Below are 23,537 nucleotides of genomic sequence, written 5' to 3' on the forward strand. Positions count from 1 at the left end.
AAATTACCATGACTACCCCTTTGGTATAATAATTCTCTTACAAACAATAAGAATATCAGCCACCGGGACAGCGCCTGTATGTCATCGGGGTTCACTAACTCTTCGATTATGAAGAGCTTTTCGCGGGTGTTTCAAACCCGATCTCATTGATGATAGTGGAGGAATGCAGTGCAAACCTTTAACGCCGACATTGCAATTATAGGTGCAGGTGGGGCGGGTTTACGCGCAGCAATAGCCGCAGCGGAAGCCAATCCCAACCTGAATATCGCGTTGATTTCGAAAGTGTACCCAATGCGCAGCCACACCGTGGCGGCCGAAGGCGGTTCTGCCGCTGTGACGCAAGATCACGACAGCTTTGATTTTCACTTCCAGGATACCGTTTCCGGAGGCGACTGGCTGTGTGAGCAAGACGTGGTGGATCATTTCGTTCATCAATGCCCGACTGAAATGGCCCAGCTTGAACTGTGGGGCTGTCCGTGGAGCCGTAAGGATGACGGTTCCGTCAATGTTCGCCGCTTCGGCGGAATGAAGATCGAACGCACCTGGTTTGCCGCGGATAAAACCGGCTTCCATATGCTGCACACCCTGTTCCAGACCTCGCTGAAATACCCACAAATCAAACGATTCGATGAGCATTTCGTCCTCGATATTCTGGTCGATGAAGGCCAGGTACGCGGCGTTGTCGCCATCAATATGATGGAAGGCACACGCGTGCAAATTCGGGCTAACGCCGTGGTCATGGCGACCGGCGGCGCAGGCCGTGTTTACCGTTACAACACCAACGGCGGCATCGTCACCGGCGATGGCATGGGCATGGCGTTCCGCCATGGCATTCCGTTGCGCGACATGGAGTTCGTGCAATATCACCCGACCGGCCTGCCAGGTTCCGGCATCCTGATGACAGAAGGCTGCCGCGGTGAAGGCGGCATTCTGGTCAACAAAGACGGTTACCGTTATCTGCAGGATTACGGCATGGGGCCGGAAACCCCTCTGGGCGAGCCGAAAAACAAATACATGGAACTCGGCCCGCGTGACAAAGTATCACAGGCGTTCTGGCACGAATGGCGCGCCGGACGCACCATCGAAACGCCGCGTGGCGACGTGGTGTATCTGGATTTACGCCATCTCGGCGAGAAAAAACTGCGTGAGCGTCTGCCGTTCATCTGCGAACTGGCCAAAGCGTATGTCGGCGTCGATCCGATTACGGACCCGATCCCTGTTCGCCCTACCGCGCACTACACCATGGGCGGCATTGAAACCGATGCACAGTGTGAAACCCGTATCAAAGGACTGTTTGCGGTCGGCGAATGTTCTTCCGTCGGTCTGCACGGTGCCAACCGCCTCGGTTCCAACTCACTGGCAGAACTGGTGGTGTTCGGGCGTATGGCCGGTGAAAAAGCGGCAGAGCGTGCAGTTGAAGCCAAAGACACCGGCAACAACGCCGCACTCGAAGCGCAGGTGCGTGATATCGAAAACCGTGTTGCCGCGCTGATGGCACAGGAAGGCGACGAAAGCTGGGCAGCCATCCGTGACGAAATGGGTCTGGCGATGGAAGAAGGCTGCGGGATTTATCGCACTACCGAGCTGATGCAAAAAACCATCGATAAACTGGCCGAACTGAAAGAACGCTTCAAACGGGTGAAAATTCAGGATACCTCCAGTGTCTTTAATACCGACCTGCTGTATACCATCGAACTGGGTCATGGCCTGGAAGTAGCAGAATGTATGGCGCATTCCGCCATCAATCGTCGCGAATCACGCGGCGCCCATCAGCGTCTCGATGAAGGCTGTACCGAACGCGATGACGTGAATTTCCTCAAACATACTCTGGCCTTTTATCAGCCAGATTCCGCCCCGCGTCTCGAATATGGCGACGTGAAAATTACCACGCTGCCACCGGCAAAACGCGTGTACGGCGGGGAATCTGAGACTCACGATAAAAAAGATAAGGAGCAATCACGTGGCTAAAATGCGCAGCCTGAAGGTTGAGATCATGCGCTACAACCCGGAAACGGACAGCGCGCCGCATCCGGTGGTGTATGACGTGCCTTTCGATGAAACAACGTCACTGCTCGATGCTCTGGGCTACATCAAAGATCATCTGGCCGCTGACCTTTCCTATCGCTGGTCGTGCCGTATGGCAATCTGCGGCTCGTGCGGCATGATGGTGAATAGGGTGCCGAAGCTGGCGTGCAAAACCTTCCTGCGGGAATATCCGGACGGTATGCAGATTGAGGCGCTGGGGAACTTCCCGGTGGAACGTGATCTGGTGGTCGATATGACCCACTTTATCGAAAGCCTCGAAGCCATCAAACCTTACATTATCGGCAATACCCGCACGGTCGGCGAAGGCCCGGGCAAGCAAACTCCGGCGCAAATGGAGAAATATCACCAGTTCTCCGGCTGTATCAACTGTGGTTTATGTTATGCCGCCTGCCCGCAGTTTGGACTGAATCCTGAATTCATCGGCCCGGCAGCTATCACGCTGGCGCATCGTTACAACCTCGATAACCGTGACCACGGCAAAGCACAACGTATGCCACAGCTCAACAGTCAGAATGGTGTCTGGAGTTGTACGTTCGTCGGTTATTGCTCCGAAGTCTGTCCGAAGCACGTCGACCCTGCCGCCGCCATTCAGCAAGGCAAAGTCGAAAGTTCGAAAGACTTCATGATCGCGAGGCTGAGACCGCAATGAGGGAGGAAAATATGACGACTCAAAGTACGGGCAGCAAACGTAAACCCTACGTGCGTGAGATGAAAGCCAGCTGGTGGAAAAATTTACCGTTCTACCGTTTTTATATGCTGCGTGAGGGCACGGCGGTTCCGGCAGTATGGTTCAGTCTCTTACTGCTGGCAGGGGTTTGCTCGTTACGTAACGGGCCTGAAAGCTGGGCGGGTTTTGTGAATTTTCTGCAAAATCCGGTGGTCTTGCTGATTAACCTGATCGCCCTGCTTGCGGCCCTGTTGCATACCAAAACCTGGTTCGAACTGGCACCGAAAGCCTCCATCCTGGTGGTGAAAGGTAAAAAAATGGGACCTGAACCGGTGATTGCCGGTTTCTGGGGCGTGACGATCGTTGTGACGCTGGTTGTTCTCGTCATCGCACTGTTTCTTTAAGGAGGCGACATGAAAAATACTCTTCCTAAACGTTCAGACGAGCCGGTGTTCTGGGGATTGTTTGGTGCGGGCGGTATGTGGAGCGCGATTTTTGCGCCGGTGATGATTCTGCTGGTGTGCTTCCTGCTGCCGCTGGGCTTTTTCCCCGGCGACGCACTGAGCTATCCACGCGTGCTGGCATTTGCGCAAAGCGGGATCGGGCGTCTGTTCCTGCTGCTGATGATCGTGCTGCCTCTGTGGTGCGGTCTGCACCGGATCCATCACTGCATGCACGACCTGAAGATCCACGTTCCGGCCGGAAAATGGGTGTTCTACGGGCTGGCGACGATCTTAAGTATCGTCACCCTTATCGTGCTGATCCGCCTCTGATCCGCAAAGATCTGACTTTCCAGCGGCCATCTCTCTGGCCGCTGTTTTCATTCTTTATCCGCAGGTTTTCCCTTTTTCTTTTTTGTTACCTACACTTAGAGAACATACTAAGGAAGGAAACTCCATGCGTATCTGGTCAAAACTCAGCGTTATCATCACAGCACTTATGTCAGTCGCGTGCAGCGTAACGCCGCCTGCTGACGTCAAAGTCGTCAATAATTTCGAACTCACCCGCTATCTCGGTACCTGGTATGAAGTCGCCAGGCTGGACCATAGTTTTGAAAGCGGACTGGAACGCGTCACCGCCAATTACAGCCTGCGCGATGATGGCGGCGTAAAAGTGATTAATCGCGGGTTTAATCCGCAGAAGAATAAATGGCAGGAAAGTGAGGGCAAAGGTTACTTCACCGGATCACCTGCGCGCGCGGCGCTGAAAGTGTCATTCTTCGGTCCGTTCTATGGCGGTTATAACGTCATAGAACTGGATAAAGATTATCGTTACGCGCTGGTCTGCGGGCCGGATAAAAGCTATCTGTGGATCCTGTCTCGTACGCCAACGCTGGATGACAGCGTGAAGCAGCAACTTCTGCAAACGGCGCAGCAGTACGGATTTGATACCAGCAAACTGGTGTGGGTGAAACAGCCTTGATGCTTACACCATAAAACTCGCGCCATAAAAACAACACTGCCTGCATCAACGTGCAGGCAGACATCAGTTTACTTAACGTTATTCGCTCGCTATTGCGCGCTTTTCTGAATGGCTTCCCCACCGGCAGACACATCTTCACCTACGCCACGCGTGGTGTTGCAGGCTGTTAAGGCAGAAGACAAGATAAGAACAGACAAGATAGCGAGGATACTTTTCTTCAGCATATAAATTTCCTTCCTATAAGAGAATGTAAAGTACGACACTTTTAGTGTAGCTAATTTTCTGGATATAGAAGGGAACAGGCAGGATTTTAGGACATTTGGTAAAATGAGGCTGAAGGGATCAGCCTGCTTTGGAAATTGCGCCACCCAGATGCTGGATGTCTTCACCGAAACCATGAACCGTGTTGCAGCCGGATAACGAAGCCAGCAGCATCACTGAAACCACGATAAACATCATCTTCTTCAACATGGTAAACATAATCCCATTCAACAAGTTGGGGCTGGAAAGCTGCGACAGGCATTCACCTGTGGCAGCTTTCATCCGGCGTAATAAGTATTGAGAACTTATTTAACGCGGGAAACGTATTCGCCAGAGCGGGTGTCACAACGGACGATTTCGCCGATCTGCACGAATAATGGCACTTTAACCACAGCGCCGGTGCTCAGGGTCGCTGGCTTACCGCCGGTACCTGCGGTATCACCTTTCAGGCCAGGATCAGTGTCCACAACTTCAGCTTCGATGAAGTTTGGTGGCTGAACAGCGATAGGACGGCCATCCCACAGCGTCACGATACATTCTGCGTTGTCCTGCAGCCATTTAGAGGCGTCAGAAACAGTTTTCTCTTCAACCTGATGCTGTTCGAAAGTCTCAGGGTGCATGAAGTGGTAGAACTCACCGTCGTTGTAGAGGTAGTTCATGTTGGTATCTACAACATCAGCGCCTTCGCATGAGTCAGTAGATTTGAAGGTTTTTTCTACACGGGAACCGGTCAGCAGACGACGCATTTTAACGCGTGCGAAAGCCTGGCCTTTGCCTGGTTTTACGAATTCACTGGATTCGATAGCGTAAGGCTCGCCCTCGAACATGATTTTAAGACCCGGACGGAAATCGTTGCTAGAATAAGTCGCCATGATGGCCCTCTAATTTTAAACTGGTATTAGCCAAAAAAATGGCAAACATTGTAACCCTAAACACGCCATTTAGAGAAGATTGGTTGTATCAACTCGGCGATGTTATCACTGACCCGGATGAACTGCTTACTCTTCTGGCACTTAACGACAATGCAGAACTGCAAAGTGGGCGTGAAGCCCGTCGTTTGTTCCCGCTTCGCGTGCCCCGCGCCTTTGTGGCACGTATGCAGCCGGGCGATCCACAGGATCCTTTATTGCTTCAGGTATTGACCGCACGCGAGGAATTTATTGCCGCGCCGGGCTTTACCACTGACCCGCTTGATGAACAACGCAGCGTTGTTCCGGGTCTGTTGCACAAGTATAGCAATCGCGCCCTGTTACTGGTGAAAGGCGGATGTGCGGTAAATTGCCGCTACTGTTTCCGTCGTCATTTCCCGTACCAGGACAACCAGGGAAATAAGGCTAACTGGGTTCAGGCGCTGGATTATATCCGCACTCGCCCGGAACTCGATGAAATTATTTTCTCCGGTGGTGATCCGCTGATGGCCAAGGATCATGAACTCGACTGGTTGATCGGTGAACTCGAAGGGATCGCGCACATTAAGCGGCTGCGTATTCATACCCGTTTGCCGGTGGTTATCCCTGCACGTATCACGGATGCCTTCTGCCAGCGCCTTGAAAAATCACGTCTTCAGGTGCTGATGGTGACGCATATCAATCACGCCAATGAGATTGATAATGCATTGCGCGCCAGCATGGCGAAGCTGAAAAGCCATGGCGTGACGCTGCTCAATCAGAGCGTGCTGCTGCGGGGCGTAAATGATTCTGCTGATGTGCTGGCGACACTGAGCAACGCGCTGTTTGACGCGGGTATTTTGCCTTACTACATCCACGTGCTGGATAAAGTACAGGGTGCGGCGCATTTCATGGTGAACGACGACGAAGCGCGCGTCATTATGAAAGGGCTGATGAGTAAAGTGTCAGGTTATATGGTACCGAAACTGACCCGTGAAATTGGCGGTGAGCCGAGCAAAACCATTCTGGATCTGCGGCTGAAGCAGTCTTAACACGTTCTTCCAACCCCCAAATAATTCAAGTTGCAGGAAGGCGGCAAGTGATGGAGTCCCGATGAGCTTACTCAGGTAAGTGATTCAGGTGACTGAACGTAGCCAACGCACCTGCGGCTTGAAGTATGAAGGGGGAACGCAAAAAGGGATGCCATTGGCATCCCTTTAGTATTTATAGCCTTCACGCGACTATGGGCACTTATAAACCTGACCGACCATTTTGCTGTCAACCGGTGCAAAGCTAGACAGGAAGTTCTGGGACGGGCTGTTGGCACCATAAATGGTGTTGCCGCCCATCGCTGCCGCTTTGTTACGCAGGTCATTGGCTGCGCCACGCATGGAGCTGCCGTCACCGCCGGTACCGGAGAACCAGTTGCTTTGGGCACCGGTGACTTCGCCAAGCAACTGACAATTTGCGCCTGGTTTGTCGTCCGTGAATTTCACCTGCTGGCCCGCTGCATCCAGTTGATGAGTGGTACTGCACCCGGCAAGCAGCGCGATAGCTGACAGGCCCAGTAACATTTTAATCCGCATCACTTTCCCCATTTGTTTTTGTAATCACATAAAGCCTATCAGAAAACACCTGGCTCTCTTAGGCATCCGTTGCCACGCATACCCAAGTTTGTGCTATCGGTAAAAATCCGAAATCCACGCAGAAACAAGTCTACACGTTAAAGGCCGGAGACAATGAGAGTTATCTTACTGAACCTGATAAAAAAGGGTCAAATAAAAAAACCCGGCCTTTACAGACCGGGTTTCTTCAGTACGTTGCCTCAGTGAGCAAAAAGCCCGCTGATTTTACGTACCTGCGGATGAACGCAGGGGGATGATGATTACATCATGCCGCCCATGCCGCCCATTCCACCCATACCGCCAGCGCCGCCCATATCGACTTTATCGTCTTTAGGCAGGTCGGTGATCATGCACTCAGTGGTGATCATCAGGCCAGCTACAGAAGACGCGTACTGCAGAGCAGAACGGGTGACTTTAGTTGGATCAAGGATACCCATTGCGATCATGTCGCCGTATTCTTCGGTGTAAGCGTTGTAGCCGAAGCTGCCTTCGCCCGCTTTCACTTTGTTTGCGATAACAGAGGCTTCTTCGCCAGCATTCACAACGATCTGACGCAGTGGAGATTCCATTGCGCGCAGAGCAACGCGGATACCCACGTTCTGGTCGTCGTTGTCGCCGGTCAGGTTAGCCAGAGTGTGAGCAACGCGAACCAGCGCCACGCCACCACCAGCAACCACGCCTTCTTCTACCGCAGCACGGGTTGCGTGCAGGGCATCTTCAACGCGAGCTTTCTTCTCTTTCATTTCAACTTCAGTCGCTGCGCCCACTTTCAGAACGGCTACGCCGCCTGCCAGTTTAGCCACACGCTCTTGCAGTTTTTCACGGTCGTAATCAGAAGTCGCTTCTTCAATCTGCTGACGGATCTGAGAAACACGGCCCTGGATGGTTGCTTCTTCGCCAACGCCATCGATGATGATGGTGGTGTCTTTGTTGATAACAACACGTTTAGCCTGACCCATATCTTCCAGAGTGGCTTTTTCCAGTTCCAGACCGATCTCTTCAGAGATAACGGTACCGCCAGTCAGGGTTGCGATGTCCTGCAGCATAGCTTTACGACGGTCGCCGAAGCCTGGTGCTTTAACCGCAGCCACTTTCACGATGCCACGCATGGTATTCACAACCAGAGTCGCCAGGGCTTCGCCTTCAACGTCTTCAGCAATGATCAGCAGTGGTTTACCGGCTTTCGCAACGGCTTCCAGCACTGGCAGCATTTCGCGGATGTTAGAAATTTTCTTGTCAGCCAGCAGGATGAACGGGCTTTCCAGTTCGATTGAACCGGTTTCTGGTTTGTTGATGAAGTAAGGAGACAGATAACCACGGTCGAACTGCATACCTTCAACAACGTCCAGCTCATCTTGCAGGCCAGTGCCTTCTTCAACAGTGATGACGCCTTCTTTGCCCACTTTTTCCATCGCTTCAGCGATCAGTTTACCGACAGTTTCATCGGAGTTAGCAGAGATGGTACCAACCTGTGCAATGGCTTTAGAATCAGAGCAAGGGACAGATAATTTTTTCAGTTCTTCAACCGCAGCAACGACAGCTTTGTCGATACCACGTTTCAGATCCATCGGGTTCATGCCCGCGGCAACAGCTTTCAGGCCTTCAGTGATGATGGCTTGAGCCAGAACGGTTGCGGTAGTGGTACCGTCACCCGCTGCATCGTTCGCTTTGGACGCGACTTCTTTCACCATCTGTGCGCCCATGTTTTCGAACTTGTCTTCCAGTTCGATTTCACGTGCAACGGACACGCCGTCTTTAGTGATGGTTGGTGCGCCGAAAGATTTGTCCAAAACCACGTTACGGCCTTTAGGGCCCAGGGTCACTTTTACTGCATCAGCAAGGATGTTTACGCCACGCAGCATTTTCACACGGGCGTCGTTACCGAATTTTACTTCTTTAGCTGCCATTGTTAATTTCCCTTAAATTCGTTCTGTTCAGAAAAAAGTGGATCGGGGGACAATCAGGCTTCTACGATTGCCAGAATGTCACTCTCAGACATGATCAACACTTCTTCATTGTCGATCTTCTCAGCTTTCACGCCGTAACCGTCGTTGAAAATGACGATGTCGCCAACTTTCACGTCCAGCGCTTTAACTTCACCATTTTCCAGAATGCGACCATGGCCGACAGCCAGGATTTCGCCACGGGTAGATTTACCGGCAGCGGAGCCAGTCAGAACGATGCCGCCAGCGGATTTAGATTCTACTTCTTTACGCTTGACGATAACGCGGTCATGCAATGGACGAATTTTCATTGATAACTCTCCTGTGAGCGGGTCCATATCTATTTTTAGGGTTGAATGCCTGGCAAAGTCCTGCCCGGCCTCGTGGTTTGTTTAATGGGGGCGATACGCAGCCCTTCAAGGGGAAGAACAGAAAAATTTTCTCTTTTTCTTTCGCTGCTCTGTTGACGAAAATCGACCTTCGCAGTGCTTCCCAACAATCTTTTAACAATTGAGGCCACAGAGATTAGCGATCGTGATGCTCTGTGTCGTCATCTTTTTTAGGTGTAACCAGACGTTCCTGCGTTTCATCCGTCCGCTGGAACTCGCCATCAAAGGTATTCCCCGTTGGCGCGCTGCTCCCCCAGTTACCGCCGGAACGCACAATGTTCAAATGCGGCATCAGTTTTAGCGTCAGTCGTTTCTGGATGGGTGGCAGCAAAAGCAGCAAACCGAGGAAATCAGTAAAGAATCCCGGTACCAGCAGCAGGAATCCGGCGATCACCAGCGAAACACTTTTAACCATCTCGGCTGCCGGGCTTTCCCCAACCGCCAGTTTTTGCTGCAACTGCATAAACGTCTTCATGCCCTGATTCTTCACCAGAGAGACACCTACGCAAGAGGTGAAAACAACCAGCAATAACGTTGTTGCCACGCCAACCACCGCAGCCACCTTGATAAATAAGGTGATTTCAATGTAAGCCAGCAGGAATAACAGTAATAACGGTAACCAGCGCACCGCATTCTCCTTGTAATTTGGCTCCGGAAGCGCTGTCGCAGCGGCATTCCAAACCCTGAATAAGTGCCTGCTTGAGATCTTCGCTATCAAAGAAATGCAGGCTGACTACACTGAGATGGTGATCACTCATCATGATTTCAACCACCAGACCTGATTTAATTGAGCAGGTAAATGAATTGTGAGAATTCTCACAGATACTAAAAACATGCACGATAATAGGGCAGGATAGTGATCTTAGTACGTGCAATTCGTCTGAAGCAGCATATGATCGCCTCCGTTGCTCAAACAACGGTTGATCGTTTTAAATTTACTACGGCCAGTAACATAATTTTAAACATCGCATAACGCATTCAGTACCGAAGAGAAGGTTCTCATGTCAAACACCATTCGTATCGAGGAAGACCTGCTGGGCACGCGCGAAGTACCGGCAGAAGCTTATTACGGCATTCACACCCTGCGGGCGATTGAAAACTTCTATATCAGCAACACCAAGATCAGTGATGTTCCTGAGTTTGTTCGCGGCATGGTGATGGTGAAAAAGGCGGCAGCTCTTGCTAACAAAGAGCTGCGCACCATTCCACGTCACATTGCGGATATCATTATTCAGGCGTGCGACGAAGTGCTTGATAAAGGCAAATGCATGGACCAGTTCCCTATCGACGTCTATCAGGGCGGTGCGGGAACCTCGGTAAATATGAACACGAATGAAGTGCTGGCGAACATCGGTCTGGAACTGATGGGACACCAGAAAGGCGATTACCAGTTCCTCAATCCAAATGACCATCTGAACAAATGCCAGTCCACCAATGATGCCTACCCTACTGGTTTTCGTATCGCCGTGTACGCGTCCTTGCTGAAACTGGTTGATGCTATTTCCCAGTTGGGCGACGGCTTTGAGCGTAAAGCGAAAGAATTCGAAAACATCATCAAGATGGGCCGTACACAGTTGCAGGACGCCGTTCCGATGACGCTCGGTCAGGAATTCCACGCGTTCAACGTGTTGCTCAAAGAGGAAACCCGCAATCTGTTGCGTACCGGCGAATTACTGCTGGAAGTGAACCTCGGGGCGACAGCAATCGGTACCCGCCTGAATACGCCGGAAGGTTATCAGCAACTGGCGGTAGAAAAACTGGCAGAAGTCAGCAATCTGGCCTGTGTACCCGCTGAAGACCTGATTGAAGCAACGTCCGACTGTGGCGCATACGTGATGGTTCACAGCTCGCTGAAACGTCTGGCCGTGAAGCTTTCTAAAATCTGTAACGACCTGCGTCTGCTCTCTTCCGGCCCTCGCGCTGGCCTGAATGAAATCAACCTGCCGGAATTACAGGCGGGTTCTTCTATCATGCCAGCCAAAGTGAACCCGGTTATCCCGGAAGTCGTGAACCAGGTGTGCTTCAAAGTCATCGGTAACGACGTCTGCGTGACGATGGCGGCAGAAGCGGGCCAGCTTCAACTGAACGTCATGGAACCGGTAATTGGTCAGGCGATGTTTGAGTCAGTGCATATCCTGACTAACGCCTGCTACAATCTGCTCGAAAAATGCATCAACGGCATTACAGCGAACAAAGAAGTATGTGAGTTCTACGTTTTCAACTCTATCGGCATCGTCACCTACCTTAATCCGTTCATCGGCCACCACAATGGCGATATCGTCGGCAAGATTTGTGCTGAAACCGGTAAGAGTGTCAGGGAAGTGGTGCTCGAGCGCGGCCTGCTGACTGAGGCGGAGCTGGACGACATTTTCTCCATCGAAAACCTGAAACATCCGGCTTACAAAGCAAAACGCTATACCGATGAAAATGAACAGTAACAGACTCAAATACTGACCTTTTAAAGGCTCGTTGTTCTGCAGAACAGCGGGCCTTTTTACTTTGTACAACACAACAATTACACAACAATTAATTATCAATTCCTTAAGGAGTGCTGGGAATATGGACGGACAACCATGTTAATTATCGAATTTATTATTGTACTGGCGGCGATTTTCCTCGGCGCGCGCTTAGGCGGCATCGGCATTGGTTTCGCGGGCGGGCTTGGCGTTCTGGTGCTCGCCCTGATAGGCGTTAAACCGGGAACCATCCCTTTTGACGTAATCTCTATCATCATGGCGGTGATCGCCGCGATCTCGACCATGCAGGTAGCAGGCGGGATGGATTATCTGGTGCAACAAACTGAAAAGCTGCTGCGCCGTAATCCCAAACACATCACCCTCCTCGCGCCCATCGTCACCTATTTCCTGACGATTATGGCGGGCACTGGCAACATTTCACTGTCGGCATTACCGGTTATTTCTGAAGTCGCCAAAGAGCAAGGGATTAAACCCTGCCGCCCGCTTTCCACCGCCGTGGTTGCCGCGCAGATAGCCATTACCGCCTCACCGATTTCTGCCGCAGTGGTGTACATGGCATCCACCATGGAAGGCCACGGCGTCAGTTATCTTCATCTGCTGATGGTGATGATCCCGTCCACACTGGCCGCCGTAATCCTGATGTCGCTGATTGTCAGCTGGTGCTTTGACGCAAAGCTTTCCAATGACCCGGTTTATCTCAAACGGTATGAAGAAGGTTTGATCCAACTGCGTGGCGATAAAGTGCTGGAAATCAAACGCGGCGCCAAACTCTCGGTGTTGCTGTTCCTGCTCGGCGTACTGACGGTGGTCGCTTATGCGGTTATTAACAGCCCGAGCCTGGGTTGGGTCGCACAACCTGTGATGACCACCAACAGCGCCATCCTGATTATCATGCTCAGTGTCGCCACGTTAATCACCTTGCTGTGCAGCATTGATACCGACGCCATTCTGACCTCCAGTACGTTCAAATCCGGCATGAGCGCTTGTATTTGTATCCTCGGCGTGGCCTGGCTGGGTGACACTTTTGTGCAGGCCAATCTCGGCTGGATCAAAGAAACCGCAGGTGGCCTGATTCAGGCGCATCCTTGGCTGCTGGCAGTGATTTTCTTCTTCAGCTCTGCGCTGTTGTATTCGCAGGCCGCCACGACCAAAGCCCTGCTGCCAATGGCGCTGGCACTGAGCGTATCGCCGCTGACCGCCGTGGGTTCTTTTGCCGCTGTTTCCGGTTTATTCATTCTGCCGACGTATCCGACGCTGGTTGCCGCCGTGCAGATGGATGACACCGGCACCACCCGCATCGGGCGCTTCGTCTTCAACCATCCATTCTTTATTCCCGGCACGATTGGCGTGTTCCTGTCCGTAGTTTTTGGATTTGGTTTCGGCAGTATTATTCTCTGACAGTTTTCCGGGGGCTGCGGCCCCCGTTAAGCACTGCGGGGCTTTCTGCTCAGGGATTGCTCAGGGTATACTCACAATTCATTAACGCGCTATGGCATGACGCCGTGCGCATCTTCTGTCGATTCACTCAGTGGCTGTTCATCTGCCGCGACAAAGAGAACTTTACTCCGCATGGATCACCGCATTCTTCGAATTTTCTTCCTGCTGTGCAGCCTGAGTCTTTTGCCGTTTCAGGCGAATGCCTCTTTATTTGGCAAACCCGCCGCGCCACAGTTTGTCCCCGTCGATCAGGCATTCAGTTTTGATTTCCAGCAGCAAGGTCACGATCTCAAACTGAACTGGCAAATCCGTGACGGCTATTATTTATATCGCAGCAAGATTGAGCTGGAACCGAAGAATGCTCAGCTCGCGGCGTTTCTGATGCCCAAAGGCCGTGATCATCATGATGAGTTTTTCGGTGACAGCGAAGTTTATGAGAATGCCCTGCATCTGACGATCCCTCTCCGTCAGGCCAGCGCGGATGCAACCGTTCGGGTGACCTATCAGGGATGTGCCGCCGCAGGATTCTGCTATCCGCCGGAAACTCGTGACGTGCCGCTGAGTGCCGTCACGGAACCGACGCGAGTCAGCACGCCAGCTACGGATACAGCATCCGCACCGGTTATCGTGACGCCTGAAAAGCCATCCACACCACTGCCGTTTTCTCCGCTGTGGGCCTTGCTGATCGGCATCGGTATTGCCTTTACGCCTTGCGTTCTGCCGATGTATCCGCTGATTTCCGGCATTATTCTCGGGCGTCAGCGCCCTCACAGCATGAAGCGAATTTTCCTGCTGGCGCTGGTTTACGTGCAGGGCATGGCGCTGACTTACACACTGCTTGGTATGGTGGTCGCTGCAGCAGGCTTGCAGTTCCAGGCGGCGTTGCAAAGTCCGTGGGTACTGATTGTGCTTTCGGTGATGTTCATTGTTCTGGCGCTGTCGATGTTTGGCACGTTCAGCCTGCAACTTCCTTCTGCCGTCCAGACCCGGCTGGCTTTATGGAGTAACGAGCAAAAAGGCGGCTCGCTGCCCGGCGTCTTTATTATGGGCGCACTGGCCGGGTTGATTTGTTCTCCCTGCACCACCGCGCCGCTCAGCGCGATCCTGCTGTATATCGCCCAGAGCGGGAATCTGCTGGCGGGGGCTGGCACGCTGTATCTGTATGCGCTGGGGATGGGCATTCCGCTGATTATTGTGACGATGTTCGGCAACAAATTACTGCCCCGCAGCGGGCCGTGGATGCAATACGTCAAAGAAGGATTTGGCTTTGTCATTCTGGCACTGCCGGTATTTTTACTCGAACGTGTGATTGGCGATATCTGGGGGCTGCGTTTATGGAGCCTGCTCGGCATGGCGTTCTTCGGCTGGGCATTCCTGCTCAGCCTGAAAAGCCAGCGCGGCATGGTGCGGACGCTGCAATTACTTTTCCTGGCCGCGGCGCTGATCGTCAGCCGTCCTTTGCAGGACTGGGCATTTGCGCCAGCCGCTAACACAACAACACAGGTACACGCACTTAATTTCCAGAAAATCCATAATGTCGGTGAACTGAACGCTGCCCTGCAGGGCGCGCAGGGCAAACGCGTTATGCTGGATTTGTACGCTGACTGGTGCGTGGCGTGTAAAGAGTTCGAAAAATATACCTTCTCAGCGCCAGACGTGCAGAATGAACTGACGGATACCTTATTGCTGCAGGCAGATGTCACCCAGAATTCCCCTGAGCAGAAAGCGTTATTAGAACGTCTGAATGTTCTGGGCCTGCCGACAATTTTGTTCTTCGGGCCTGATGGTCATGAGTTGCCACAGTCACGGGTGACGGGTTTTATGGATGCAGCGGAGTTCAGCGCGCATTTGCAGAAAACTCACCCTTAAACGACACTACACTTTGAAGTACGCGAATTGTGAGGAGGCAAACGTGCTACGTGAACAAGTTCTCGATAAAACCCTTAATTTCCTGGAACAACGTGGCCTTGCAACATTGTCACTGGAAACGGTCGCCGAACTGGTCGATGTCCCGCTCAGTGAATTACGCCGTTTCTGGCCGGATGCCGAAGCCCTGCTGTATGACAGTCTGCGTTATCACGGCGAACAGATTGATATCTGGCGTCGTCAGCTGATGCTGGATGAGTCTCTTTCAGCGCCACAGAAATTGCTGGCGCGCTATAAAGTGCTGGATGAGCAGGTGCGGCAGCAGCGCTATCCTGGATGTCTGTTTATCGCAGCTTGCACGTTTTTCCCTGACAGCGAGGCGCCCATTCATCAGTTGGCTCAACAGCAGAAACGGGCCTCCTACGACTACACTCTGGCGCTTTTGCAGGAAATGGGCTCGGATGACCCGGAAATGGTCGCTCAGCAGATGGAACTGATCCTCGAAGGCTGCCTGAGTAAACTGCTCGTTAAACGCCAACTGAACGATGTGGAAGTCGCACGCCGTCTGGCAGAGGATGTGCTGAACATCGCCCGCTGCCGTGAACATGGTGCACTTTCCTGACTTCCCCCATTGCTGCCCGGCAATTTCATCCTTTTTGAATGAAAAGGCAGCAAACAAACGGCTTTTATGTATTTTAGATAACAAACCCGTTGACGGCTCAGGCCCAATACGGTTTAATGCGCCCCGTTGCCCGGATAGCTCAGTCGGTAGAGCAAGGGATTGAAAATCCCTGTGTCCTTGGTTCGATTCCGAGTCCGGGCACCATATTTAAAGAAACCCGCCTATGGCGGGTTTTTTGCTTCCAGAGATACGGACTCTCCATCGAACTCCGTTCGATGACTCGCCTTAACAGGCTCGCCCTGCGGGCCAACGGCAAAGCCGTTGTTCAAACGCCTGCGGCGTTAGTCCGAGTCCGGGCACCATATTTAAAGAAACCCGCCTATGGCGGGTTTTTTGCTTTTTAAATCTTACGTATTTACCCTTTCGTGATTCACTTCTCATCCCTTCATTCATTTGCACAAAACTCCCGTTCAATTCTGCTTAAAAGTTAGGCCAACGTCCGTTAACGGTCATATCCCTGCGTTTTAGACTGATTCCTTAGCCTGATAAGTTTCCTCAAGGCCCTATAAAACAGGAATGTCTCATGAAAATAACCAAAATTGAGGTATTGCGCGTTGCGATTCCATTCAGCAGCGACAGGGATAAAACACCAGAGATACAGACGGATGCTTATAACGCGGCATCTCCCGAGCTCACCAGAATGGAAACATTACTGATCAAAATCACGACCGACAGCGGCTTACACGGCTGGGGGGAAGGTTTCGGTCATCTTTGTAATCCGCTCACCGAAACCGCGATGAACGGCTTAGTCGGGCGATTTTTTCTCGGCCAAACCTGCCCGGAAAGTCCTGAGGAAATTGCTGCACTGATGCAGCAGGCCGAGGTGAACTTTCATGCTTTCGGGCGCACCGGTCCTGTGATGTTTGCCCTTTCAGCTGTGGATATTGCGCTATGGGATTTGCTGGCGAAAGCATGGAAGCAGCCGCTTTGGCAATTGCTGGGGGCGAAACGTCAAAGAATCGGGGTTTACGCCAGCCTGGTCAGTTATGGCAATCATCCTGAACGTGTGGCGGCAAAAGTGCTGAGTACCTGGCAGGCGGGATTCCGCGCCATAAAATTGCATGAAACGGCTTATCCGGCCATTGCCGCCGCCAGAGAAATACTGCCTGCCGATGCTGAACTGATGGTTGATGTGAACTGTCCGTGGAACGTGGCAGAAGCCTCGCAACAAGCGCAGGCTTTACGTTCTCTGAATCTGGGATGGCTGGAAGAACCGGTCTGGCCACCGGATGATTTAGCCGGTCTGGCGGAAGTGCGAAAACAAGGAACCCGTATTGCCGCAGGCGAGAATGCAGCAGGCGTTCAGGGCTTTGTGGAGCATTTCGAACACGGCGCGATTGACGTCGCACAGCCCAGCGTCAGTAAAGTCGGCGGGATCACCGCCATGCTGAAAGTGTTTGCGCTGGCGAAGCAATACCACATCCGCGTTGTTCCGCACTGTTTTTATTACGGTGCCGGCCTGATGGCCACCGCCCAACTGGTCGCTACGCTCGACGACAGCGTGAGTCTGGAAGTGCCTTACATTCAGTGGCAGGAAACGCTTTATTCACAACTGAATTTTGAACCGCATATGCTGTTGCCGGATACGCCGGGGCTAGGTTTTGAGCCATCACTTTCCATCATCCAGAAGTACCTCATCAGCTCGAAAACCCTTTCTCTGACCGCGGAGGCCGCACATGCGTAAATCCAATTATCGGGTGGTCATCGCCCTGCTGCTGTTCTTTGCCGGCATGCTCAATTATCTCGACCGCGCGGCGTTATCGGTGATGGCGCCACTGATCAAAGGCGACCTGCATATCAATGATGCCCAGATGGGGATTTTGTTCAGCGCCTTTTTTATTGGCTACTGCCTGTTTTGCTTTATTGGCGGGTGGAGTGCAGACAAGTTTGGCCCGCGAAAAGTCTTCGCCTTCGCTGCTGCGTTCTGGTCCGTATTTTGCGGCGCAACAGCACTGGTCACCGGTTTCGCGCATTTACTGGTCGTGCGCGTCATGTTTGGTATCGGCGAAGGCCCGATGGGCACCACCACCAACAAATCAATTTCCAACTGGTTTCCGCGCAAGGAAGTCGGCCGCGCGGTCGGCTTCACCAATGCGGGGCAGCCACTGGGGGCCGCCATCGCCGCGCCGATTGTCGGGCTGGTCGGGTTGCATTTCGGCTGGCGCATCGCCTTCGTGGTGATTGCCGCACTGGGCTTTGTCTGGCTGGCGGCGTGGATGACCTTTTTCCGCGATAAGCCAGAACAGCATCCTCGGGTCTCAGAGGAAGAAAAACGTCTGATTGCCAGCGACCGCCCGGCGACACCGGTGACAAACGGCGCCAGAGAAAATGATGCGCACAGCCTGTGGTACTACGTATTTTCCAAACCCGTGCTGGGCGTGGCCGCTGCCTTTTTCTGCTTCAACTACATTCAGTATTTCTTCCTGTCATGGCTGCCAAGCTATCTCACTGACTTCCAGCATCTCGACATTAAGAGCATGAGCATTATCGGTATTCTGCCCTGGCTGGGCGCCACCGCCGGCTTTATTGGCGGCGGGATTGTCGCGGATATGCTGTACCGCCGCAGCGGTAATTTTCTGTTCTCACGTAAAGCCGTGATTTTCGCCGGTCTGATAATTGCTGCCGGTTGCGTGCTGATGACGGCCTACACCCGCAATACCGCAGGTGCCGTCTCGCTGATCACCGTCGCCAGTATTTTTGCTTACATGACACCGCAGGCATGCTGGTCACTGTTGCAGGATATCGTTCCGGCACACCGTATCGGAACGGCTGGCGGCTTCGTGCATTTACTGGCGAATCTGGCCGGGATTTTATCCCCGAGCATTACCGGATTTTTAATCCAGTACGGCGGGGGATATCAGTCAGCCTTCATCCTCTCAAGTGGCCTGGCGATCGTCGGTGTGATTGCAATGGCTATTCTGGTACGCCAGAACAAAGTGAATGAATTGTTTGGCAAAAAAGCGCCAGCGGAAGAAATCGCCGCCGGTCATTAATCCTCCGGTTTATCCTGTAAGGCCCCTGTTCAACCTGCAATTGAATTGATACATTGCAGGTTGAACATTGAGCAGATTTATAGGATGTAAAATGCCCTCGTCAGAACTTTCGCTGTTCCCGCCCGCCCTGAAAACCGGCGATACCATTGGTTTTTTCTCTGCGTCATCACCGGTGACTGCCACCGCCCCTAACCGTTATCTGCGCGGGAAGAAATTCCTGGAAGATAAAGGATTTGTGCTGAAAGCCGGCACAATGACCGGACAATATGATCACTATCGCTCCGGCTCCATTCAGGCACGTGCCGAAGAACTGAATCAGTTGATCCGTGATCCGCAGGTGCGTTGTGTAATGTCGTCGATTGGCGGTAACAACACTAACTCCCTGCTGCCTTATCTGGATTACGATGCGCTGCGTACTGATCCGAAAATCATCATCGGGTATTCCGACACGACCGCATTGCTGGCCGGGATTTATGCGCAAACAGGATTGATCACCTTTTACGGTCCGGCGCTGGTGGCTTCTTTCGGCGAATTTCCGCCGCTGGTTGATGAAACCTACGCGTCTTTCGCTGACATCCTGATGACCCGCCGCTCTGAGCCTTATCGCTACGCTTTACCGCAGCACTGGACGGATGAAAAGCTCAACTGGAATGATGTCACGCCGGTCAGGGCGAAAACGTTGTACGCCAATACCTGCCGTTTTCACGGCAAGGGACGCATCGAGGGGCGCGTCATCGGCGGAAATCTGAATACGCTGTCTGGCATCTGGGGCAGCCCTTATATGCCGGAAATCCGTCAGGGCGATATTTTGTTTATCGAAGACAGCTTGCACAATATCGCGACCATCGAGCGCTCTTTCTCAATGCTGAAACTGAACGGAATTTTCGACCGTGTGAGCGCTATTCTGCTCGGCAAACACGAATTGTTCGATAATGCGGGGACAGGAAGGCAACCGGCGGATGTGCTGCTGGAAGTGCTGAACGGACAAGACATTCCGCTGGTTGATGGCTTCGACTGCTGCCATACCCATCCGATGTTAACGCTTCCTCTGGGTGCCCGTATTGCTGTCGACTTGTCTCAGCAGCACATCGACATTGTCGGCCCGTATCTGCAGCAATAAATCAAAAATCACGTACTACTAAAAATCCGTACGTGATTTATATGCTTTTCCCCCCACGCTTTCCGCCATTACATTTCGAACGACTGCTCTGTAAACATTTACGACAGAAATCTGTTTTTGAAATAGAACGGTTTATACTGACTGACCTGATGCGTGAGATATAAATCAAGAATGCGCGCCGGGTGCGCATTGTTCTCATTGCATGAAGCATGTGTGGAGGCAGGATATTCTTAACAGGGAGGCGTGAAATGCACATGAATTATCTGATTGAAAATCTAATAGTCTTCAACCCTGAAGATAACACACTTTCATTAGCGGGTGATTCAGAAAACAAGATCGCCATTTCTAATCCTGCGCGCAGGATATTATTATTGTTAATAGAACAACAGGGTATCGTTGTTGAGCGTGAAATATTTTTTAAAAAAGTTTGGGATGACTACGGACTGATAGCAAGTAATAATAATCTTAATCACTGCGTCAGCAAATTACGCAAAGTAGTGGTCACTTTGGGTTACCCTGATGAATTTATCGTTACCGTGCCCAAGGTCGGTTTTACTATCCGTAAAGAAATCATTATTGAACCTTACCTCATGCATGAACCTCCTGAGGAGAAAGTTCAGGTTCACAACGTGCAGGTCAACAAAACACCGGAAAACCGGCTGACTGAAACAGAGCAAAAGGAAGAGATCATCGCGCCGACGGCAGCATCACTTCAGCTAAAAACGCAACCTGAAAAGAGGATAAAAAATCGCCCCTCTGGCTTTATGATAAGCCTGCTTGTGGCGGCAGTCTTGACTGTGTGGGCATTTTTCATTATGTACAACGATTTGCAGGATCCGAAAACAGAGCTGAAAATTGCCAGGCTAGGTGCCTGTGATTTGTATTCAACCGCGCCCGTCATTTCGTCCCGTAAGCGCGAATTTATTCAACTGGCCGGGACATTTCTGCAAAAAAATAATATTACCTGCAAACCAGGAGATATTTTCATATTCCAAAGTGAGCGTTTTACCTCGCCCATCAATACTGGCTCAGTACGTGATTTTATGGCGCAGTGCATTACCGATGATAATTATAAAGCTAACATTTGCATAAGCTATTATACAAATGACAGGACCACGCATGTTCAGTGATAGAAAACGTATTTTTCAGGGAAAGAAGAGCATCCTCCTCCCGTTCATCCCGGCTGTATTTATATTACTCTTTACCCTGTATGGTTTTTTCGTTCAAAAGAACCGGGAAGCATTCCCTGTTAATATACCTTGCCGTGGAAATATGATCATAGAAGCACAATATGATAATCAAACCGCAAAACTGGTTGCCGCACTCTACTTCAGTTTTCTTGACAACCACAAAATTTTAGTTTCACTCAGTGGAACGGGTTATTTGTATGACAAAAATGGGATTGTTATTCAACGGAAAACATTGCTGAGAAACATTTATTATGACTATATTCACGTTAGCACAAACTCCAGTACGTATTCGCTCACCAGCAATCAGATTAATATCGACAGTGTAGACAATATGGACTGGCAGATTTCGTCTCTCCTGCTGATAAACAGTTTTTTTCTGACCGGCCATACTGACACGCTGGTACTGAAGAAATACGATAACAGCACCCTGTTGATTGAAAGCAACCAGTCTCCGATTGCATTGTGTGTATTCAAAAAAAGTCTTTGAATACAAATACATTTAGCAACTCACTTATTTATAGTAGAGGTACAGATGAAACCCGCAAGCCTGGGCGTAACGCGACAAGGTACAAAAACTGGCCTGAGCCGGCCGCTTCTCAAGACGGGTAATCGCTGGTGGCGTGATGCCCAGCCGTCTGGCCAGTTCTGTCTTACTCAGTCCAGCATCTTCACGCAGGGTTTGCAGCAGGGCATGAATGTGAGTCTCTGCGATGAGCTCCGGTGCCTGGACCTTATAAACCGGTTCCTCGAGCGCCTGCGCCCGCAATTTTGCCGTTCTTAGCATAGCCTTCCTCCTTTCCTTAAGCCGTCGTCAGTAGTAGTTGATCTTGACGATCACGGATGCGTCAAATTGCCCGAGAGAAAGCGTTTTCCCCGGGATCGCACTCAGTTTTGCCGTAAAGTTTTTGGTGACTTCATTCACATTGTTCAGCTCAGCAAAGTCATCATAGCGGTTGAAAGTGATGGCTTTATCCTGGTCGTTATAGAGCATCAGCTTCGCGCCGTTGGACAGGTCAATCGCGGTGTTGTCCAGCAGTGGGCTGGCGGTGGAAAATTCCGCCTGCAGCGAGAAGTTGTCAAGGCACCCTTGTTTTACCGCTTTAATGGCAAACGGCAGTGAAACGCCGGACGATCGGGACAACGTGGTACTTTGAATTGCACCAAAATCGACAATCTGAGACTCAGGATAGACTTTCAGATCAGAGCCACAGGCCAGAAAGCGGATCCCCTGTAATCCTGAAAGGTTGTATTTAAGATTTTTTGCGCCCGGCGTTTTGTTAATCCCGCGGCTGCCGTCAAGCTGGAAAACCGTAAACTGGTCGGCCCCCTGATAATGTCCGCTGGAAGGCGCATTTCCGCTGACTTTGATATACAGACGGAACGTGACATTCACCGTCACATTCTGACCTTTTTTGATCGGCGTACTGTTGGTACTCAGACGCTGTTCGTTCTGCTCCAGATCCTGCCCGTTGTAACTGACGCCCAGCAGCAACCCTTCACCAATCGACTGTGATTTAGGATTAAAATAGAAATGCACCACATCAATGATCGAACCCAGCACATTGTCGCAATAGGCCGTGACATTGATGTCATTGGATTCCCAGACTTTCGTGCCTGCTGGCACGTTCGCCGGGATCGCCAGTTGCCCGACGGGAATAGCCGGTTTGTCCACAATACCGGTACCTTTTTCGACACAATCGAGCGCCAGTGCACTGCGGGAAAAAAACAACAGCAGCAGGAGAAATACCATTCGACCCGCCTGAAATCTGTCAATACCAGCCATCACCACTCCTTAGCGTTTTGCGTCTTTGCTGATGCGCTGACATTGTTGTGTCTGGCAGTTGTACTCGTTCACCTGCAAACCGCCGTAATCATCCATGTAACCCAGACTGTATTGCTGGCTAACGTACTGCTTGCCGGTGAGATTTTCGGTGGCGAACGGTGCGAGCATCACGCTGTCAAAACCAGGGATATTGCCTTTGTTGTCTTTGCCCAGATAGCCGACAGTGATATAAAACGGTGTCGGATTGGTCAGTTTTAGCCCATCACTGAGACGGGCAACCTGAAGCTGTTCCTGCCAGTGACCTTTCACCAGCTTCCTGAGTTCCACCGGACGGAAAAACAGCTTCACGCGGCTTTGGATCGCCACCTGCATCACGTTCGCCATGTCACTTTTTGGCGGCACTTCACGCACGTTAAAGTAAAACAGCGATTCGCGATCTTTCGGCAGACCGGCGGTTTCGGGTAACTGCAAAATGCGGATCTGGCTTTTCTGGCCAGCATCAATGCGCTGCATCGGCGGCAACGCCACCAGTGGAGAGGTGATTTTTTCGCCCTGCTCGTTCTCCAGCCAGACCTGCGCAAGATACGGTAGATCTTTGCTCTGGTTTTCCAGCATCACGCTGACGGATTTATCACTGGCGTTATAGATGATGCGTGTCCGGTCCAGATTGACGGCGGCGAAAGCCGGATAAGTCATGCCAATCATCAGCAGTAATGCTGCCCCAAAACGCAAAAAATACCTGTTCATCG

The 23,537-nt window shown here is 51.6% G+C and carries 25 protein-coding genes and 1 tRNA gene; 16 read left to right on the plus strand and 10 right to left on the minus strand.

Annotation, left to right across the window (positions count from 1 at the left end; genetic code table 11):
* Window positions 1–168: 168 nt before the first annotated feature.
* The 5 genes from frdA (at window position 169) to blc (ending at window position 4,135) form a co-directional block, all read left to right on the plus strand.
* A complete protein-coding gene (gene frdA, locus EX31_RS08900) occupies window positions 169–1,968 on the plus strand; it encodes a fumarate reductase (quinol) flavoprotein subunit (protein ID WP_037034291.1) in 1,800 nt (599 codons plus the stop codon).
* Window position 1,969: 1 nt separating this feature from the next.
* Window positions 1,970–2,695, plus strand: a complete 726-nt coding sequence (locus tag EX31_RS08905) for a succinate dehydrogenase/fumarate reductase iron-sulfur subunit (protein ID WP_153376587.1) — start codon at window positions 1,970–1,972, stop codon at window positions 2,693–2,695.
* An 11-nt stretch (window positions 2,696–2,706) separates the two neighbouring features.
* Window positions 2,707–3,117, plus strand: a complete 411-nt coding sequence (gene frdC, locus EX31_RS08910; protein WP_037034293.1) for a fumarate reductase subunit FrdC — start codon at window positions 2,707–2,709, stop codon at window positions 3,115–3,117.
* Between the two features lie 9 nt (window positions 3,118–3,126).
* A complete protein-coding gene (gene frdD, locus EX31_RS08915; RefSeq protein ID WP_014333645.1) occupies window positions 3,127–3,486 on the plus strand; it encodes a fumarate reductase subunit FrdD in 360 nt (119 codons plus the stop codon).
* A 124-nt stretch (window positions 3,487–3,610) separates the two neighbouring features.
* Entirely contained in the window at window positions 3,611–4,135 is a 525-nt protein-coding gene (gene blc / locus EX31_RS08920; RefSeq protein ID WP_013573745.1) for an outer membrane lipoprotein Blc, read from the plus strand.
* Window positions 4,136–4,224: 89 nt separating this feature from the next.
* On the opposite strand, the gene EX31_RS08925 is transcribed toward blc, so the two are convergent.
* From EX31_RS08925 to efp, 3 genes are all read right to left on the minus strand, one after another.
* The gene (locus tag EX31_RS08925; protein ID WP_013573744.1) at window positions 4,225–4,359 is read right to left on the minus strand and encodes an entericidin A/B family lipoprotein; all 135 of its coding nucleotides are present in this window, start codon (window positions 4,357–4,359) and stop codon (window positions 4,225–4,227) included.
* A gap of 118 nt (window positions 4,360–4,477) precedes the next feature.
* Entirely contained in the window at window positions 4,478–4,606 is a 129-nt protein-coding gene (locus EX31_RS08930) for an entericidin A/B family lipoprotein (RefSeq protein WP_013573743.1), read from the minus strand.
* 95 nt (window positions 4,607–4,701) lie between these two features.
* Entirely contained in the window at window positions 4,702–5,268 is a 567-nt protein-coding gene (efp, locus tag EX31_RS08935) for an elongation factor P (RefSeq protein ID WP_013573742.1), read from the minus strand.
* A 38-nt stretch (window positions 5,269–5,306) separates the two neighbouring features.
* Between efp and epmB the strand changes: the two genes are divergently transcribed.
* Window positions 5,307–6,335 carry an EF-P beta-lysylation protein EpmB gene (gene epmB, locus EX31_RS08940; protein WP_037034294.1) on the plus strand — a complete coding sequence of 343 codons (1,029 nt, stop codon included), beginning with the start codon at window positions 5,307–5,309 and terminating at the stop codon, window positions 6,333–6,335.
* Between the two features lie 189 nt (window positions 6,336–6,524).
* Here the strand turns inward: epmB and EX31_RS08945 are convergent, their stop codons facing one another.
* From EX31_RS08945 to EX31_RS08960, 4 genes are all read right to left on the minus strand, one after another.
* The gene (locus tag EX31_RS08945) at window positions 6,525–6,869 is read right to left on the minus strand and encodes a DUF4156 domain-containing protein (protein WP_014333641.1); all 345 of its coding nucleotides are present in this window, start codon (window positions 6,867–6,869) and stop codon (window positions 6,525–6,527) included.
* Between the two features lie 299 nt (window positions 6,870–7,168).
* Entirely contained in the window at window positions 7,169–8,815 is a 1,647-nt protein-coding gene (gene groL / locus EX31_RS08950; protein WP_013573739.1) for a chaperonin GroEL, read from the minus strand.
* 53 nt (window positions 8,816–8,868) lie between these two features.
* A complete protein-coding gene (locus tag EX31_RS08955) occupies window positions 8,869–9,162 on the minus strand; it encodes a co-chaperone GroES (protein ID WP_009636718.1) in 294 nt (97 codons plus the stop codon).
* Between the two features lie 214 nt (window positions 9,163–9,376).
* Complete coding sequence (locus EX31_RS08960) at window positions 9,377–9,868, minus strand: FxsA family protein (protein ID WP_037034296.1); 492 nt, start codon at window positions 9,866–9,868, stop codon at window positions 9,377–9,379.
* A gap of 373 nt (window positions 9,869–10,241) precedes the next feature.
* On the opposite strand from EX31_RS08960, the gene aspA reads away from it, so the two are divergent.
* The 10 genes from aspA (at window position 10,242) to EX31_RS09010 (ending at window position 21,492) form a co-directional block, all read left to right on the plus strand.
* Window positions 10,242–11,678, plus strand: coding sequence for an aspartate ammonia-lyase (aspA, locus tag EX31_RS08965; protein WP_013573737.1), 1,437 nt, complete (start codon window positions 10,242–10,244; stop codon window positions 11,676–11,678).
* 135 nt (window positions 11,679–11,813) lie between these two features.
* Window positions 11,814–13,115: an anaerobic C4-dicarboxylate transporter gene (locus tag EX31_RS08970; RefSeq protein WP_014411551.1), complete on the plus strand. Its 1,302-nt coding sequence runs from the start codon at window positions 11,814–11,816 to the stop codon at window positions 13,113–13,115.
* A 171-nt stretch (window positions 13,116–13,286) separates the two neighbouring features.
* Window positions 13,287–15,023, plus strand: coding sequence for a protein-disulfide reductase DsbD (locus EX31_RS08975; protein WP_037034297.1), 1,737 nt, complete (start codon window positions 13,287–13,289; stop codon window positions 15,021–15,023).
* Window positions 15,024–15,066: 43 nt separating this feature from the next.
* Window positions 15,067–15,642: a division control transcriptional repressor DicD gene (locus EX31_RS08980; protein ID WP_037034299.1), complete on the plus strand. Its 576-nt coding sequence runs from the start codon at window positions 15,067–15,069 to the stop codon at window positions 15,640–15,642.
* Window positions 15,643–15,770: 128 nt separating this feature from the next.
* Window positions 15,771–15,846: transfer RNA gene (locus tag EX31_RS08985), tRNA-Phe, on the plus strand.
* 379 nt (window positions 15,847–16,225) lie between these two features.
* Window positions 16,226–17,386, plus strand: coding sequence for a mandelate racemase/muconate lactonizing enzyme family protein (locus tag EX31_RS08990; protein WP_037034302.1), 1,161 nt, complete (start codon window positions 16,226–16,228; stop codon window positions 17,384–17,386).
* Window positions 17,379–18,695 (plus strand): MFS transporter, encoded by a 1,317-nt coding sequence (locus EX31_RS08995; RefSeq protein WP_037034304.1) that lies wholly within the window; start codon window positions 17,379–17,381, stop codon window positions 18,693–18,695. Before EX31_RS08990 ends, EX31_RS08995 begins: the two co-directional genes overlap by 8 nt.
* A gap of 91 nt (window positions 18,696–18,786) precedes the next feature.
* Window positions 18,787–19,815 carry a S66 family peptidase gene (locus EX31_RS09000; RefSeq protein ID WP_037034307.1) on the plus strand — a complete coding sequence of 343 codons (1,029 nt, stop codon included), beginning with the start codon at window positions 18,787–18,789 and terminating at the stop codon, window positions 19,813–19,815.
* Window positions 19,816–20,069: 254 nt separating this feature from the next.
* On the plus strand, window positions 20,070–20,945 hold the full coding sequence (locus EX31_RS09005; protein ID WP_231576039.1) for a winged helix-turn-helix domain-containing protein: 876 nt from the start codon (window positions 20,070–20,072) through the stop codon (window positions 20,943–20,945).
* Complete coding sequence (locus tag EX31_RS09010) at window positions 20,935–21,492, plus strand: FidL-like protein (RefSeq protein ID WP_037034311.1); 558 nt, start codon at window positions 20,935–20,937, stop codon at window positions 21,490–21,492. The genes EX31_RS09005 and EX31_RS09010 overlap by 11 nt, the downstream gene beginning before the upstream one ends.
* A 24-nt stretch (window positions 21,493–21,516) precedes the next feature.
* Here the strand turns inward: EX31_RS09010 and EX31_RS09015 are convergent, their stop codons facing one another.
* From EX31_RS09015 to EX31_RS09025, 3 genes are read right to left on the minus strand one after another with little or no spacing between them, the layout of a single operon-like run.
* The gene (locus EX31_RS09015; protein WP_013573728.1) at window positions 21,517–21,789 is read right to left on the minus strand and encodes a helix-turn-helix domain-containing protein; all 273 of its coding nucleotides are present in this window, start codon (window positions 21,787–21,789) and stop codon (window positions 21,517–21,519) included.
* 27 nt (window positions 21,790–21,816) lie between these two features.
* Window positions 21,817–22,788, minus strand: coding sequence for a fimbrial protein (locus EX31_RS09020; RefSeq protein WP_013573727.1), 972 nt, complete (start codon window positions 22,786–22,788; stop codon window positions 21,817–21,819).
* Window positions 22,789–22,797: 9 nt separating this feature from the next.
* Entirely contained in the window at window positions 22,798–23,535 is a 738-nt protein-coding gene (locus tag EX31_RS09025) for a fimbrial biogenesis chaperone (RefSeq protein ID WP_037034313.1), read from the minus strand.
* Window positions 23,536–23,537 lie beyond the last annotated feature (2 nt).

It is taken from the genome of Rahnella sp. WP5, from assembly GCF_000745615.1.
Taxonomy (GTDB): Bacteria; Pseudomonadota; Gammaproteobacteria; order Enterobacterales; family Enterobacteriaceae; genus Rahnella; species Rahnella aceris.

Coding starts and splice junctions, on each gene's coding strand:
- epmB (WP_037034294.1), top strand. CDS start 5,307: ATGGCAAACATTGTAACCCTAAACACGCCATTTAGAGAAGATTGGTTG.
- EX31_RS09025 (WP_037034313.1), bottom strand. CDS start 23,535: ATGAACAGGTATTTTTTGCGTTTTGGGGCAGCATTACTGCTGATGATT.
- aspA (WP_013573737.1), top strand. CDS start 10,242: ATGTCAAACACCATTCGTATCGAGGAAGACCTGCTGGGCACGCGCGAA.
- EX31_RS08975 (WP_037034297.1), top strand. CDS start 13,287: ATGGATCACCGCATTCTTCGAATTTTCTTCCTGCTGTGCAGCCTGAGT.
- EX31_RS08905 (WP_153376587.1), top strand. CDS start 1,970: ATGCGCAGCCTGAAGGTTGAGATCATGCGCTACAACCCGGAAACGGAC.
- EX31_RS08945 (WP_014333641.1), bottom strand. CDS start 6,869: ATGCGGATTAAAATGTTACTGGGCCTGTCAGCTATCGCGCTGCTTGCC.
- EX31_RS08955 (WP_009636718.1), bottom strand. CDS start 9,162: ATGAAAATTCGTCCATTGCATGACCGCGTTATCGTCAAGCGTAAAGAA.
- frdD (WP_014333645.1), top strand. CDS start 3,127: ATGAAAAATACTCTTCCTAAACGTTCAGACGAGCCGGTGTTCTGGGGA.
- EX31_RS09010 (WP_037034311.1), top strand. CDS start 20,935: ATGTTCAGTGATAGAAAACGTATTTTTCAGGGAAAGAAGAGCATCCTC.
- blc (WP_013573745.1), top strand. CDS start 3,611: ATGCGTATCTGGTCAAAACTCAGCGTTATCATCACAGCACTTATGTCA.
- EX31_RS09000 (WP_037034307.1), top strand. CDS start 18,787: ATGCCCTCGTCAGAACTTTCGCTGTTCCCGCCCGCCCTGAAAACCGGC.
- EX31_RS09015 (WP_013573728.1), bottom strand. CDS start 21,789: ATGCTAAGAACGGCAAAATTGCGGGCGCAGGCGCTCGAGGAACCGGTT.
- EX31_RS08925 (WP_013573744.1), bottom strand. CDS start 4,359: ATGCTGAAGAAAAGTATCCTCGCTATCTTGTCTGTTCTTATCTTGTCT.
- EX31_RS08995 (WP_037034304.1), top strand. CDS start 17,379: ATGCGTAAATCCAATTATCGGGTGGTCATCGCCCTGCTGCTGTTCTTT.
- frdC (WP_037034293.1), top strand. CDS start 2,707: ATGACGACTCAAAGTACGGGCAGCAAACGTAAACCCTACGTGCGTGAG.
- groL (WP_013573739.1), bottom strand. CDS start 8,815: ATGGCAGCTAAAGAAGTAAAATTCGGTAACGACGCCCGTGTGAAAATG.
- EX31_RS09020 (WP_013573727.1), bottom strand. CDS start 22,788: ATGGCTGGTATTGACAGATTTCAGGCGGGTCGAATGGTATTTCTCCTG.
- EX31_RS08970 (WP_014411551.1), top strand. CDS start 11,814: ATGTTAATTATCGAATTTATTATTGTACTGGCGGCGATTTTCCTCGGC.
- EX31_RS08990 (WP_037034302.1), top strand. CDS start 16,226: ATGAAAATAACCAAAATTGAGGTATTGCGCGTTGCGATTCCATTCAGC.
- EX31_RS09005 (WP_231576039.1), top strand. CDS start 20,070: ATGAATTATCTGATTGAAAATCTAATAGTCTTCAACCCTGAAGATAAC.
- efp (WP_013573742.1), bottom strand. CDS start 5,268: ATGGCGACTTATTCTAGCAACGATTTCCGTCCGGGTCTTAAAATCATG.
- EX31_RS08930 (WP_013573743.1), bottom strand. CDS start 4,606: ATGTTGAAGAAGATGATGTTTATCGTGGTTTCAGTGATGCTGCTGGCT.